The organism is Streptomyces tubercidicus, assembly GCF_027497495.1.
Taxonomy (GTDB): Bacteria; Actinomycetota; Actinomycetes; order Streptomycetales; family Streptomycetaceae; genus Streptomyces; species Streptomyces tubercidicus.
In genome coordinates, this window is record NZ_CP114205.1 from 564791 (window position 1) to 579468 (window position 14678).

General features: G+C 69.7%; 10 protein-coding genes and 1 pseudogene. 3 read left to right on the top strand and 8 right to left on the bottom strand.

Annotated features, from left to right (window positions below; genetic code table 11):
- Window positions 1-42: 42 nt before the first annotated feature.
- Both STRTU_RS02585 and STRTU_RS02590 read right to left on the bottom strand, forming a co-directional pair.
- Window positions 43-1608 carry an FGGY family carbohydrate kinase gene (locus STRTU_RS02585; protein ID WP_159742031.1) on the bottom strand — a complete coding sequence of 522 codons (1566 nt, stop codon included), beginning with the start codon at window positions 1606-1608 and terminating at the stop codon, window positions 43-45.
- A 105-nt stretch (window positions 1609-1713) separates the two neighbouring features.
- Window positions 1714-3144: an MFS transporter gene (locus tag STRTU_RS02590; protein ID WP_159742032.1), complete on the bottom strand. Its 1431-nt coding sequence runs from the start codon at window positions 3142-3144 to the stop codon at window positions 1714-1716.
- A gap of 350 nt (window positions 3145-3494) precedes the next feature.
- On the opposite strand from STRTU_RS02590, the gene STRTU_RS02595 reads away from it, so the two are divergent.
- On the top strand, window positions 3495-4172 hold the full coding sequence (locus STRTU_RS02595) for a GntR family transcriptional regulator (protein ID WP_159742033.1): 678 nt from the start codon (window positions 3495-3497) through the stop codon (window positions 4170-4172).
- A 74-nt stretch (window positions 4173-4246) separates the two neighbouring features.
- Here the strand turns inward: STRTU_RS02595 and STRTU_RS02600 are convergent, their stop codons facing one another.
- From STRTU_RS02600 to STRTU_RS02615, 4 genes are all read right to left on the bottom strand, one after another.
- Window positions 4247-5638 (bottom strand): OFA family MFS transporter, encoded by a 1392-nt coding sequence (locus STRTU_RS02600; protein WP_159742034.1) that lies wholly within the window; start codon window positions 5636-5638, stop codon window positions 4247-4249.
- A gap of 84 nt (window positions 5639-5722) precedes the next feature.
- Window positions 5723-7858 carry an acetate--CoA ligase family protein gene (locus tag STRTU_RS02605; RefSeq protein WP_159742035.1) on the bottom strand — a complete coding sequence of 712 codons (2136 nt, stop codon included), beginning with the start codon at window positions 7856-7858 and terminating at the stop codon, window positions 5723-5725.
- A gap of 2 nt (window positions 7859-7860) precedes the next feature.
- On the bottom strand, window positions 7861-9117 hold the full coding sequence (frc, locus tag STRTU_RS02610; protein ID WP_159742036.1) for a formyl-CoA transferase: 1257 nt from the start codon (window positions 9115-9117) through the stop codon (window positions 7861-7863).
- 12 nt (window positions 9118-9129) lie between these two features.
- The gene (locus STRTU_RS02615; RefSeq protein WP_159742037.1) at window positions 9130-10812 is read right to left on the bottom strand and encodes a thiamine pyrophosphate-binding protein; all 1683 of its coding nucleotides are present in this window, start codon (window positions 10810-10812) and stop codon (window positions 9130-9132) included.
- A gap of 466 nt (window positions 10813-11278) precedes the next feature.
- On the opposite strand from STRTU_RS02615, the gene STRTU_RS02620 reads away from it, so the two are divergent.
- Window positions 11279-12229, top strand: a complete 951-nt coding sequence (locus tag STRTU_RS02620; protein ID WP_159742038.1) for an urea transporter — start codon at window positions 11279-11281, stop codon at window positions 12227-12229.
- Between the two features lie 57 nt (window positions 12230-12286).
- On the opposite strand, the gene STRTU_RS36310 is transcribed toward STRTU_RS02620, so the two are convergent.
- A complete protein-coding gene (locus STRTU_RS36310) occupies window positions 12287-12982 on the bottom strand; it encodes a dehydroquinate synthase/iron-containing alcohol dehydrogenase family protein (protein ID WP_443098479.1) in 696 nt (231 codons plus the stop codon).
- Window positions 12983-12994: 12 nt separating this feature from the next.
- A pseudogene (locus STRTU_RS36315) lies at window positions 12995-13457 on the bottom strand (iron-containing alcohol dehydrogenase); the annotation flags it as partial.
- 127 nt (window positions 13458-13584) lie between these two features.
- On the opposite strand from STRTU_RS36315, the gene STRTU_RS02630 reads away from it, so the two are divergent.
- A complete protein-coding gene (locus tag STRTU_RS02630) occupies window positions 13585-14577 on the top strand; it encodes a LysR family transcriptional regulator (RefSeq protein WP_159742039.1) in 993 nt (330 codons plus the stop codon).
- The last annotated feature ends 101 nt before the right edge of the window (window positions 14578-14678 follow it).

Sequence of the window (14678 nt, forward strand, 5' to 3'; positions counted from 1 at the left end):
CCCGGTGTCGGGTGCGGGCCGCGGCGCGGCGGCCGGGGGCTGTCAGTGGGGGGTTCGGGGTTCGCGCAGCGGGAGCAGCGCGGGGTCGTTCAGATGGGCTCGCAACACCTCGCGCCAGGCCGCTCGCTGAGCGCTGCGCTCCGCTTCCGTGATCGACGGCTCGAAGATCTGGCCGCGCGGCTGTGCCTCGACGACCTCTTCGAGCGAGGACCACAGGCCCTGCGCGACGCCGGCCAGATAGGCGGTGCCGCGCAGGCTGGCGGTGGCGGAGTCGGTCACCCTTTCCAGTGGCAGGCCGGTCAGGTCTGCCTGGATCTGCATCAGCGGGTCGCCGCCGGAGACGCCGCCGCCGACGCGGAGGCGGGCGAACGGGTTGCCCATGGTGCCGGCGACGGCGTCGATCAGGTCGCACACCGAGTGCGCGATCCCGTCGACCACGGCACGGGCGAGGTCGGCGCGGGTGGTGGCGAGGGTGAGCCCGGTGAGGGCGGCGGTGGCCTCCGGATGCCAGACCGGCGTACGGACACCGGCGAGCGCGGGGACGAAACGCGGGGTGCGGCCCGGCCGGGTGGGGACCAGACCGGCTTGCTCGCAAAGCTCCTTCGGCGAGGCGAACAGCCCCAGGTCGTCGCAGAGCCAGCGCAGCGCCGACCCCGCGGTGGAGGTGTACGCCTCCAGGCTGTAGTGGCTGATGTCGCCCTGCCGGCGGCCGGGCTGGGCGACCACCCCGGTCAGGTCCGGCCGGGGCAGGGCGGGTGTGGTGCCGGTCGCCGCGTCGACGAAGGCGCCGGTGCCGTATACGCACATGCCCTGCCCGGTGGCGAGGCCGCCCAGACCGACGAGTGCGGCGTGCTGGTCACCCATGGAGGCGGTCAGCGGGACGGCGATGCCGAGGGCGTCCGGGTCGGTGGTGCCGAATCCGGCGTCGTCGGAGCGGAGTTCGGGCAGCAGGTCGAGGGGGAAGCCGAGGTGGCCGATCCATTCCTCGTCCCAGGCGTGCCGCTCCAGCAGGTAGCCGCCGGTGGACGCGGCGTTGGTGGGGGTGGTGGCGTGCACGGCGCCGCCGGTCAGGCGCCAGATCAGCCAGGTGTCGACGGTGCCGAACAGCAGCCGTCCCGCCCGGTGCGCCGCGGCGACCTCCGGGTGGGCGGCGATCTGCCGGGCGGCCCACAGGAACGGGGAGCGGGCGCCGACCGGCCGGCCCTGCCGGGCCAGCAGGGCGGCGTCCCACTCCGCCTCGTACGCGGTGAGTTCGTGCGTGTACCGCCGGTCCTGCCACACCACCGCGGGCAGCAGCGGCTTTCCGGTGACCCGGTCCCACAGCATCGCCGTGGCCCGCTGGGTGGACAGCGCGACCGCGGCGATCTCGATGCCCTCCTCCCCCGCCCGGCCAACGGCCCGGCGTGCCACCTCGATGGTGGCCGTCCAGATCTCCATCGGGTCCTGTTCGACCGAGAGTTCGTCGGGGTGACTGACCCTGATCGACCGGTAGAACACCTCCGAGGCGGCGCCCGAGTCGAGGACGACTCCGGACCGGGTGCCGGTGGTGCCCTCGTCGATCGACAGCACACCGCGCCGTGGGGCGGCGCCGGGGAACGTCTGCGTCATGGCAGCCCTTTCCTTGACTCACGGCAGGCATCGCGAGCGAGCCGGACGGAGGGAGGGATGGTGGGATGGTGGGATACGGCGGGGAGGGGGACCCTGTGGGGCGGGTCAGTGGGCGGCCACGGCGCCTTGCACGGCGGTGTCGCGGCCCGGTCCGGCCTCCTCGTCGGGCGAGGCGGCCTTCGTCGGGTCCCACTTGATCACCAGACAGGTGATCAGGCCGAGCAGCGGCACGATCGAGAGCGCCAGGAAGGTGTCCGCGAGCCCGAGCGAGTCCTTGATCTGCGGGAACACATACAGCCCGACGACACTGCCGAAGCTGCCGACCATCCCGGTGACACCGGTACCCAGCGCGCGGACATCGCTGCTGTAGGAGAGCGCGGCGATGGACTTGCCGTTGGCCCCGGGGCCCGCCGAGTGGCAGAGGATGAACAGCACCGGCAGCAGGAACGCCACGGCCGTGGGCACCTTCTCGAAGGTCAGCCCCATCGCCACCAGAGCCACGAACACTCCGGCGAAACCGGCGGCGGAGCTGAGCCGCAGTCCGAGGCGGCGACCGAAGTAGGCGGAGAGCAGCCCGCCCCCGATACCGAAGGCGTTGAACACCATCGACCCCACCGTGGCCTTCTCGAAGCTCTCTCCGAAGATCGCCAGACTGATCAGCGGGAGGTACCAGCCGACCGCGAAGTACTGCATCGACTGTCCGAGCGAGATCACCGAGGACAGGATCGTGCGCGGCAGGTACTCGCCCTTGAACAGCAGCCCGGCCTGACGGAACCCGACGGCGGGCGCTTCGACTGCGGTACGAGTCGTCTCATCGGGGTTGCCGGCGACGGCCTTGATCCCGTAGATCCTGTCCAGGTTGGCGACCGACTCGTCGAGCCGTCCCTTACTGGCCAGCCAGGTGGGGCTCTCCTTGAGCATCAGCGCTTGGCCCAGGAGGAGCGCGACGGCGACGACCGAGGCCGAACCGACCGACCAGCGCCAGATGTCGCTGCCCACGTTCAGGTGGAAGAAGACCAGGGCCAGGGCCAGGTTGCTGGTGGTGGCGACGTACCAGACGGCCTGCCACAGGTTCAGCCGGCCGCCCAGCTTCGCGGGCGTGTACTCGGCGAGCAGGGCCATGGCGACCGCGAAGTCGATGCCGTACGCGACACCCACCAGGATCCGGCCGAGCCAGACGGTGTTGAAGTCACCGGCGAACGCGGCGAACAGCGCGCCCGCGATCGCGAACACCTTGGCGATGAGCAGCGGGGGAACGCGGCCGATGCGGGTGGCGAGCCAGCCGCCGACCGGGTTGAAGATGATCGCCAGGGCCGGAGCGGTGGCCGTGAGGATCGAGACCTGAGTGGTCGTGAGCTCCATCTGGGACGTCATCGGCCCCAGACCGGCGCTCAGTGCCGCGTTGGAGTAGGCGTCGAGGAACAGCCCGCCGAACACGAGGAACCAGATGATGCGCGCCCGGCCAGCGATCCTTCCCAGCCCATCGATGAGCGCAACGACGTCGGCGGCGCCCTTGACGCCCGGACGTTGTGCCATGATCCACCTCTTTGAGGAAGACCCATCGGTGGCACGGGGAGCACAAAACAGGCATGACGAAACCACCGACAGGTGGTCTATGTCTATGCCTGTCAAAGCACTGCGGAGTGCACCGCAGCAAGTGCAGAGTTGGAACTGCAACTGCCCGGCGATGTTAGGAACGCGTTCGGAGAGACGTCAAGGGTTTTCGGCCGGGTTGCCGAAATATGACGGGTGCCCCGGCCGGACTCCCGGCGCACCAAGCCGCGACGTAAGCCTGCTGGTCAGTGACGTGGGAAGGTAAACCAAGGTAAACTGTAGACAATAATCATTATTCTGCATCCAGTGAACGACGAGCCAGAGGGGGCGACATGCTGTCCAAGGGACTCCCGCAGGGCGCGGTACCGAAGCTGGAGCGGCCCGGACCGCTCCGCGAGCGCGTCTACGAGGCACTGCTCGAACTCATCACCACCCGCGCCCTTCGCCCCGGTCAGCACCTCGTCGAGGGCGAGCTCGCCGGGCAGCTCGGAGTCTCCCGTCAGCCGGTACGCGAGGCGCTGCAGCGGCTCAACACCGAAGGCTGGGTCGATCTGCGGCCCGCACAGGGCGCGTTCGTCCATGAGCCCACGGAGGAGGAGGCCGACCAGCTCCTTACGGTGCGCACCCTCCTCGAAGCCGAGGCCGCCGGGCTGGCCGCCGCAGGGGCCGACGCGGCCGGCGTCGCCGCGCTGGAGGACCTCTGCGCCAAGGGTGAGCGTGCGGTGCTGGACGACGATGTGGACGGCGCGGTCGTGGCGAACGCCGAATTCCACGCCAAGGTGATGGAACTCGCCGGAAACGCGGTGCTGTCCGAGCTGGCCGCCCAGGTGGACCGCAGGGTCCGCTGGTACTACACCCCGATCGCCCGTCAGCGCGGCAAGCAGTCCTGGACCGAGCACCGCGAGCTGATCGCGGCCATCGACGCCGGCGACGCACACCGCGCCACCGCGGTCATGCGCGCCCACACCGAACACACCCGCCGCACCTACCACGAACGCGAGCGGTCCTGACGAAACCGTCCCCGACGGCCACCGGATGGTGGACGTCGGGGCGGTCTTTTGGCGCGAGGCCCCTCGCCGCGCGGCTAGACGGCCTCGCGGCTGATCGGCTGCGGGTTCGGGTCGATGTCCCGCATCCGCGGCCGGCCGGGCGGCCGCAGCAGCAGGGCCACCGCGGCCGCCACCATGGAGATGCCGCCGGCGAGCGCGTACGCGCCGTCGTAGCCCCAGGAGTCGACGACCATCGAGCCGAGGCCGCCGCCGAACAGCCCGCTGATCAGCTTTCCGCTGTACACCAGGCCGTAGTTGGTGGCGTTGTAGTTCTCACCGAAGTAGTCCGGGGTCAGCGCCGCGAACATCGGATAGAAGGCGCCGCCGCCGAATCCGGAGAGGAAGGCGAAGAAGAGGAACAGCGCCTCGTTGTGGATGTCGCCGGCCCAGATCACCCCGAACTGGGCGAGGCCCAGCACCACGATGACGAACACCAGGGTGCTCTTCCGGCCCCACAGGTCCGACAGCCAGCCCACGACACCGCGTCCGACACCGTTGATGACGGCCATGACGCCCATGGACGAGGCCGCGACCAGCGGGCCGAAGCCCACGTCCTTGGCGTAGTCGACCTGGAAGGAGATCCCGAAGATCGACACCCCGGCGGTGAGCACCAGGGAGACCCACATCAGCGGCAGCATCCCGGTCTTGATGGCCTCCTTGGGCGTGTACTGCCGCACCGCCGGAGGGTTCTTCGCCAGGCTCGCCGCGCTCTTGTCGTTGCCGTGGTAGCTCAGCGGGTCGATACCGGCGGGCCACCAGTTCTTCGGCGGGTCCTTGAAGAAGCAGGCGGAGCCCCCCACGATGACCAGCATGTAGACCCCGATGAGGTCCAGGATCTCGTCGAAGTCACTCGTGTCGAACCAGTAGTTGAAGATGAAGATGAACGGCAACGAGCCGTAGGCGAACCCCCCGTTGACGAACCCCGTCTTCGCCCCGCGCCGTTCCGGGAACCACTTGCCCACCATGTTGATGCAGGTGGCGTAGACGAACCCGGAGCCGAGCCCGCCGACGACGCCGAAGCCGAGGATCGCTCCGAAGACGTTGTCGACGTGGGAGAGGGCCAGGAAACCGATCAGACACAGCCCGGCTCCCAGGAACATCGCTCTGCGGGCGGTCAGGATCCCCTTCTCCCGTAACCACCCGGCGGGGAAGGCGATGCCTGCCTGGAAGAACACCCAGACGCTCAGGATCCAGAAGGTGTTGCTCTGGGTCCAGCCGTGCGCCTCCGAGAGCGTGTCCTCCGCCGAGCCGAACGCGTACTCGGACACGCTGATGGCCATCATCGCGATCCACGGCAGATAGACCATCAACTTCCGGCTGTGGCCCAGGATGTCGCGGTCGGTCTCGCCGATGCGGTACGTGCGCCCCTTGCTGTCCTGCACTTCACGGAAGGGGAGAACCCCGTCCGGTCGTTCTGCTGTGCTCATGTCGTCCCCTTGGCTTCGAAGGAGCCCGGCCAGCGCCCCGCGCCCCCTGTCCCTATCTCTTCGTGCTCCGGGAAACGTGGGTCGCTAGGTGAGCAGCCCCGCGGACCTGGCCCAGCGGTACTTGGCGCCCAGGACGGCCACCGGCTTCTCGGTGGTGTACGGATACGCCACGACCCCGCGCTCGAAGAGGTACGCGCACGCCTCCTCGACCTCGGTGTCGCCCGCGAGCGAGGCCACCACCGGCTTGCTGATGCCCCGCGCGCGGAACTCCTCGACGACCCGCGCGGTCAGCTCGGCGAACACCATCGGCGGCGTGACGATGGTGTGCCAGTAGCCCAGGACCAGGGCGTGGATCCGCGGATCCTCCAGGCCCAGCCGGATGGTCGCCTCGTAGGTGGACGGCGGTTCGCCGCCGGTGATGTCCACCGGGTTCCCGGCCGCGCCGAACGGCGGGATGAAGCGGCGGAAGGCGGCGTCCAGGTCGTCGGGGATCTCCATCAGGGACAGCCCGTTGTCGACGATCGCGTCCGACAGCAGCACCCCCGAGCCCCCGGCGCCGGTAATGACGACAACGTTGTCCCCCTGGGGTGTGGGCAGCACGGGCAGCGCCCGCGCGTACTCCAGCATCTCGTTGAGACCGGGCGCCCGGATCACCCCGGCCTGCCGGAGGATGTCGTCGTAGACCGCGTCGTCCCCGGCCAGCGCGCCGGTGTGGGAGCCGGCCGCTTTGGCGCCCGCCGCCGTACGGCCCGCCTTGAGGACCACCACCGGCTTCCTGGGCACCGTGGCCCGCGCCGCCTCCACGAAGGCGCGGCCGTCCTTGAGGTCCTCCAGGTGCATCGCGATGCACTGGGTGTGGTCGTCCTCGCCGAACCAGGTGAGCAGGTCGTCCTCGTCCACATCCGACTTGTTGCCGAGGCCGACGATCGCCGAGACACCGGTCTTGGTCGTCCGGGCAAAGCCCAGGATCGCCATCCCGATGCCACCGGACTGCGAGGTGAGCGCCACCGGCCCCTTCACGTCGTACGGAGTGCAGAAGGTGGCGCACAGGTCCTGCCAGGTCGAGTAGTAGCCGTAGATGTTCGGCCCCAGCACCCGCACCCCGTGCTCCTCGGCGATCTCCACGATCCGCCGCTGAAGCTCGTGTTCACCGGTCTCGGCGAAGCCGGACGGGATCAGCACGGCGTTCGGGATGCCCTTGCGGCCGACCTCCTCCAGCGCGGCGGGCACGAACTTCGCGGGGATCGCGAACACCGCCACATCCACCTCGCCGGGGATATCCGTGACGCTCTTGTACGCCTTACGGCCCAGGATGTCATCGGCTTTGGGGTTCACCGGGTGGATCTCCCCGGAGAAGCCACCGTCGATGAGGTTGCGCATCACCGAATTGCCGATCTTCCCCGGCTCGTTGGAGGCCCCCACCACCGCCACCGAGCGCGGCTGCATCAGCCGGCGCATCGCGCCCAGGATCTCCTCGCGCGAGTAGCGGCGGCGCTCCTGCGGGGCGGGGTCCCCGATCAGCAGGCGCACATCGGCGGCGAGCACCCCGCTCCCGGTGGCGAACACCGGGTTGAGATCGGCCTCCGTGATCTCCGGGAAGTCCGTCACCAGCCGGGAGACCCGCACGATCAGGTCGGCGAGCGCCGCGCGGTCCACTGCCTCCCCGCCGCGCACCCCGCGCAGCACCTCGGCGGCGCGGATCCCGTCCAGCATCGACAGCGCCTCGTCCTCGGTGGCCGGGGCCAGCCGGAAGGTGATGTCCTTCAGCACCTCCACCAGCACCCCGCCGAGCCCGAACGCCACCACCTTCCCGAAGGTGGGGTCGGTGACCGCGCCGACGATGACCTCCTGGCCGCCGTCCGGGATCATCTGCTGCACCTGGACGCCCTGGATCCGGGCCTTCGGGTCGTAGGAGCGGGCGTTGTCGACGATCGCGGTGAACGCGCCCCGCACCTCGGCGCAGGACGTCAGCCCCACCCGGACCCCGCCCGCGTCGGTCTTGTGCAGGATGTCCGGGGACACGATCTTGAGGACGACAGGGAAGCCGATCCGGTCGGCGAGCGCCACCGCCTCGTCGGCGGACTCCGCCAGCCCCTCGGCCGGGGTCGGGATGCCGTACGCGTCGGTGATCCGCTTCCCCTCAGGAGCGGTCAGTGCCGCGCGCCCCTCGGCGCGGGCCGCGTCCAGCACCGCGCGCACGGCATCGTTGTCATACGTCACCGTCAGATCACTCCGTTCGTTTTGAGCAGCCGCACTTCCTCGTCGCCGAGCCCCAACTCGCCGACATACACCTCTTCGTTGTGCTCACCCAGCAGCGGGGAGCGCTCGACCCGGACCGGGGAGTCGGAGAGCTTCAGCGGGGAGCCGACCGTGGTGAAGGAGCCGCGCTCGGGGTGGTCGACCTCGACGATCATCTCGTTGGCCGCGAGCGACGCGTCCTCGACGATCTCCTTGGTGGACAGGATCGGCCCGCACGGGATGTTGTGGGCCGTGAGCTGCTCCAGCACCTCCCACTTCGGCAGGGTGCTGCTCCACTCCTCGATCAGCTGGAACATCTTGGCCAGCTTCGGCAGCCGCGCCTCGGGCGCGGCCCACTCCGGGTCCCCGGCCAGCTCGGGGCGGCCGATGAGCCGGGTGAGGGGCTCCCAGCCGACCGGCTGCACGATGACGTAGACGTAGTCGTTGGGGCCGCCGGGCGCGCACTTGACCGCCCAGCCGGGCTGGCCGCCACCGCTGGCGTTGCCGCTGCGCGGCACCTCGTCGGCCTCAGCCGTGTTCTCCGGGTGGGGATACTCGGCGAGCGGCCCGTGCTCCAGCCGCTGCTGGTCGCGCAGTTTGACCCGGCACAGGTTGAGCACCGCGTGCTGCATGGCCACATTGACCCGCTGGCCGCGTCCGGTGCGGTTGCGCTGGTAGAGCGCGGCGAGGATGCCCGCCACGCAGTGCACTCCGGTGCCGGAGTCGCCGATCTGGGCGCCGGTGGCCAGGGGCGGCCCGTCCTCGAAGCCGGTCGTGGACATCGATCCGCCCATGGCCTGCGCGACCACCTCGTACGCCTTGAACTTGGTGTACGGGCCCTCCCCGAACCCCTTGATCGAGGCGTACACGAGCCGCGGGTTGATCTCCTGGATGTGCTCCCAGGTGAATCCCATGCGGTCCACGGCGCCCGGACCGAAGTTCTCCACCAGGACGTCGCTGCGGCGGATCAGCTCGGTCAGGATCTCCTTGCCGCGCTCGCTCTTGGTGTTGAGGGTGATGCTTCGCTTGTTGCAGTTGAGCATCGTGAAGTAGAGCGAGTCCACGTCCGGGAGATCGCGCAGCTGCTTGCGGGTGATGTCGCCGGTGACGTTCTCCAGCTTGATCACATCCGCGCCGAGCCAGGCGAGCAGCTGGGTGGCGGAGGGACCGGACTGCACATGCGTCATGTCGAGGACGCGGATGCCCGTCAGAGCTTGATTGGCCTCAAGAGCCTGGGACATGGTGGCGGCTCCCTACTTGTACATGGTCTGGTTCATGGTTCCGGGGGCGTAGGCGTCCGGGTCCACCCAGACGTTGATCAGCGACGGCTTGCCGGACTCCCGGGCGCGGCGCAGTGCCGGGCCGATGTCCGCCGGGTCGCGGACCTCCTCGCCGTGGCCGCCGAGCATCCGCGCGAACTGGTCGTAGGGCACCTTGCCCAGGGTGTTGCCGATCCGCTCGCGCTCCTCGCCGTACTTGGCCTTCTGGCCGTAACGGATCTGGTTCATCGAGGAGTTGTTGCCGACGATGCCGACGAACGGCAGGTCGAAGCGGACCAGTGTCTCGAAGTCCCAGCCGGTCAGGGAGAACGCGCCGTCGCCGAAGAGCGCCACCACCTCCTTGTCGGGGCGGGCCTGCTTGGCGGCCATCACGAACGGCACGCCGACGCCGAGCGTCCCCAGCGGGCCCGGGTCCATCCAGTGGCCGGGCGACTTGGGCTGGACCACCTGACCGGAGAAGGTGACGATGTCGCCGCCGTCGCCGATGTAGATCGAGTCCTCGGTGAGGAAGTCATTGATCTCGCTGACCAGGCGGTACGGATGGATCGGTGAGGCGTCGGACCGGAGGCTGGGCAGCCGCTTCTCGATCGCCTTCTGCTCAGCGGCCCGCAGCTCGTCCAGCCACTCCTTGCGCTTGCCTGCACCGCCGTTGACGCCGCCGGAGGCGGCCTGGGTGACGGCGGAGAGGATCAGCCCCGCGTCGCCCACGATGCCGAGGTCGATGTCCCGGTTCTTGCCGACCGTGCGGTAGTCGAGGTCGATCTGGACCACGGTGGCGTCCGGGGAGAGCCGCTTGCCGTAGCCCATCCGGAAGTCGAAGGGCGTGCCGACGATGATGATGAGATCGGCGTGGGAGAAGGCGTAACGGCGGGAGAGCTGGAAGTGGTGCGGATCGCCGGGCGGCAGTGTGCCGCGCCCCGCGCCGTTCATGTACGCGGGCACATCGAGGGTGCGCACCAGCTCGATGGCCGCGCCGGTGGCGCGCGTCGTCCACACCTGACTGCCCAGCAGGATCGCGGGCTTTTCGGCTTGAGCCAGCAGATCGGCCAGCTTCTGGACGGACTCGGGGTCGCCGGCGGCACGGGTGGAGGCGCGGTAGTGCCCCGCCTGCGGGACGCGCGCGTTGTCCACCGGCACCTTGGCGTCCAGTACGTCGCGCGGGATCTCCAGGAAGGAGGGGCCGGGAGCGCCGTGGAAGCACTCTCGGAAGGCCATGGAGACCATGTCGGCGGCTCGGGCGGTGTCCGGGACGGTGGCGGCGAACTTGGTGATCGGCGTCATCATGTCCACATGCGGAAGGTCCTGGAGGGACCCCATCTTGTGCTGGGTGTGGGCTCCCTGGCCGCCGATGAGCAGCATGGGTGACTCGGCGCGGAAGGCGTTGGCGACGCCGGTGACCGCGTCGGTGGTGCCGGGGCCGGCGGTGACGACCGCACAGCCGGGCTTGCCGGTGATCCGGGCGTAGCCGTCGGCGGCGTGGGCCGCGACCTGTTCATGGCGTACGTCGATGACCTCGATGCCCTCGTCGACACAGCCGTCGTAGATATCGATGATGTGGCCGCCGCAGAGGGTGTAGATGACCTCGATACCTTCTGCCTTGAGTGCTTTGGCGACCAAGTGCCCTCCGGATATGAGGTCCTGGCTGTCGTCGGGCATGGCGAATCGCGTCCCTTCGTAGGGTTCGGTGCGGAGCTGGATTGCATACAGTCGACGTTATCCAGTATGAACTTTTATCCCACCCCCGGAGGAGCGGTGTCCAGGGGGCATACGCGACCGGTTCAAGCCAGCTCTGGATCACGGGCGATGAGGGCTGATGAGTGCTGATGACGGACCATCAGGGAGCCCCCCCATGGCTTCCACCCCACTTGGTCAACATTTCGCCATGCCGGTTTCAGGGACTCCTCAACACTTCCCCGCCAAAGCCAAGTCCCCGGCATGCCCGCCCACTCGCGCACCCTCACCACCAGCAGCGATGCCATTCCGCATCCGATCGACCGCACGTCGTTGCGACACTCCCCCGCCCTGGCCGGGCGTAGTGTTCCGATCGAGAAGTGATCACCACAAACACCCCTTAACCAGGGGATGTTGGTGTATTTGACGCATCCTCTACCAGGGAGAAGGCATGCCTGCAGCAGGACAGGTGGTGCGGCCCCGTGGCTGGACTCCGGCCGTTTTCGGACAGATACAGCTGCGAGGCATCGCACAGGTCGCACTCAGTCCGAGCCCGTGGACCGGGTTGTTCTTCACCGTCGCGCTGTTCGCGGGCAGTTGGCGGATCGGTGTGTACGGACTGCTCGGCGCGGCCGCGTCCACCGGGGCGGCAGCCGTGCTGGGCGCCGACCGGGACGGTCTGGTCAAAGGGCTGGAGGGCTACTGCGGTTGCCTGACCGGCATTGCCGTCGTGGTCCGGCTCGGCGCCTCGTGGCGGACCGCGGTGCTCGCCGTCCTCGCCGCAGCGGTCTGCTCGGTGCTGAGCGCGGCGGCCGGCCGCCTGTTGGGTCGCGTCGGGCTGCCCGCGCTGACCGCCCCGTTCTGCCTGGTCGCCGGGGCGCTGGCGATCGCACTGCCGACCGCCCCGGCCGCGGCTCCGCCGCTCCCCACCGCCGGGGCAACCACCCTGTCGGTCGCGGAACTTGGCCACGCCTTCTGCAACAACATCGGGCAGGTCTTCCTGCTCGACAAGTGGTACGCGGGCCTGATCCTGCTGGCCGGGCTGCTCGTCGCCTCCCGCACCGCCGCCGTCGCCGCCGCCTGCGGCAGCGTGGTCGCGACCCTGACCGCCTGCGCCATGGGCCTGCCCGCCGACCGGATCACCGAGGGGCTCTACGGCTACAACGCGGTGCTCGTCGCCATCGCGCTGGCCGCGACCTTCCTGACCCTCACCCCGTGGACCGCCGGGTACGCCACGCTCGCCGCCGCCGCCTCGGTCCCCTTCACCGCCGCCTGGCAGACCTTCGACCAGCCCTCCGGCGGCTCCCCCTTCACCTGGCCGTTCGTCGTGACGACCTGGCTCTTCCTGGCGGCCGGTCCAGCGCTGGACCGGCCCGGCATCTCGATCGAGAAGGCGACGTGACGTCTACGTGGTGACGGACCCGGCCCGACGCCGCAGGGCCCGTGGCACCAAGCTGAACTACAGCGAAGACGCCGCGTAGATCCGGGAGTAGAGTTCCTGGATTTTGTCAGCGGTGGGTACGACGGGGTTGTTGGCGGGTGAGCCGGATGCGAGGGCCTGCTCGGCCATGAGGGGGGTCAGGCGGTGCCACGCGTCCTGATCGATTCCGTAGTCGCGGGGCGTGGGTACGGCCAGGTCGCGGCACAGCTCGTCGAGTACGTCGACCAGCTTGCCGGCGGCCACGGTGTCGCCGTCCGCGGTGGTCGCGGCTCCCAGGGCGCGGGCACAGTCGGCGTACCGGCCAGGCGCCGCGTGCACCGAGAAGGCGGTCACCGCGGGGAAGAGCATCGCGTTCGAAAGGCCGTGGGCGATGTGGAAGTGGGCGCCGATCGGGCGGCTCATGCCGTGCACGAGGGCGACGCTGGAGTTCGAGAACGCGATGCCGGCTTGCGTCGCGGCGAGCATCATGGCCTCGCGGGCCTCGGCGTCACCGCCGTCGGCGTAGGCGCGGTGGAGGTAGCGGCCGATGGTGGTGATCGCGGGGAGGGCGAGGCTGTCGGAGAACGGGTTGGCCTTACGGCTCACATACGCCTCGACGGCGTGGGTGAGTGCGTCGATGCCGGTGTCGGCGGTCAGCCGGGGCGGCATCGACAGGGTCAGTGCGGCGTCGATCACGGTGGCGAGTGGCAGGAACGCCGGGCCCGTGCAGAGCATCTTCTCGTCCGTGGCGCTGTCGGTGATGACGGTGAACTGGGTTGCTTCCGATCCGCTGCCGGCGGTGGTGGGGACCGCGATCACCGGGAGCGCGGGCCCGCGGTTCACCTGCGGGGCCTTGTAGTCGCGCATGCGACCGCCCTGCACTCCGAGCACGGCGAGGGCTTTGGCGGTGTCCATCGGGCTGCCGCCGCCGAAGCCGATCACCGTCCGACCGGTGGTCGTGCAACGCCTTCAGACCCGAAGCCAGTGAGTCGGTCGTCGGGTCGGGCACGGTGTCGGAGAACAGTTGCGGGTGCAGTCCGGCCTTCTGGAGCGATGCCTTCAGGTGTTCCGCCGCGCCCGTCCCGACCAGGAACGCGTCCGTCACAAGGAGCGGGCGGCTCAGCCCCAGTCCCGTGATGACGCCGCCCAACTCGTCGGCGGCTCCGGGGCCGACGTGCATGATCCGTGGCAGGGACAGACTGGCAACCATGGAGAACCTCTCAACGGCGGGAGGAAGGGGTGACGGGGCGCTCCGGCCGCCGGCCGGGGCCTGTTCGACTGTGCCGCCCGCGGTATTGTGCGTTCAATCGCCAATGGTGCAGACACGATGTGCAGAAATGCAGATACGTTGGTTCCGTGCACCCGTCCCCGAATCCCGCCCAGCTGGCGAGGATCCAGCCCCACCGCCATCGCCGGACCACAGCAGGCTTGATCCGCGCAGGCTCCGCGCGGACGATCTTCGCTATCTGCTCGCGGTCGCCCGTACGGGGCGTCTGGTGGCCGCGGCCGATGCGCTCGGCGTGGACCACACCACCGTGTCCCGCCGCATCACCGCGCTGGAGAAGAGCCTCGGCCTCCGGCTGATGGAGCGCGGCTCGGAGGGCTGGGCCCTGACGGACGCCGGTAAGGCCGTCGCGGAGAGCGCCCGCGCGATCGAGGACGCCCTGTCCCGCGCCGTCGACGCGGTGTCCGGCCAGGACACGCCGTCGCTGCACGGCACCGTACGGGTGAACGCCCCGGACGGCTTCGGCACCGTCTTCGCCACGCCCGCCCTGGCCCGGGTACGCCGACGCCATCCCGGACTGCAGGCTGAACTCATCACGGCGACACGGCAGTTGGCCCTGCACCCGTCCGGTTTCGATCTCGCCCTGGCCATCGGCAAGACGCCGGGGAGCCGTCTGGTCACCGAGCACCTCACCGACTACGCACTGGGGCTGTACGCCAGCGACGAGTACCTCGCCCGGTGCGGATCCCCCGAGGCCCTCGCCGACCTGCGGGAACACGCGCTGATCTTCTACATCGAGTCGATGCTCCAGGTCGGCGACCTGGACATTGAACGCCATCTGCCGGGAATCACCCCCGCGTTCTCCTCCACCAACGTCTTCGCCCAGCTCGAAGCCACCTGCGTGGGGGCCGGCATCGGTGTCCTGCCGTCCTTCCTCGCCGATCGGGCCCAGCTGCGGCGGCTGCTGCCCGACGAGGTCGACATCCGACTGCCGATAACCCTGGCCGTGCGCCGGGAAGCGGTCACCCACCCCGCCGTACGAGCCGTGCGCGACGCCCTGCATCAGGAGGTCGCCGACCGCGCCGCAGAACTGCTTCCGGAATAGTCCGGCCGGAAGTCCGGCCGGATCCCCCGGCCGCATGCGGGTGGGCCCGCAGGACGGTGGAGTGGACCGAGACCAACCCGTCGATGTCACCTGGGGCGTCC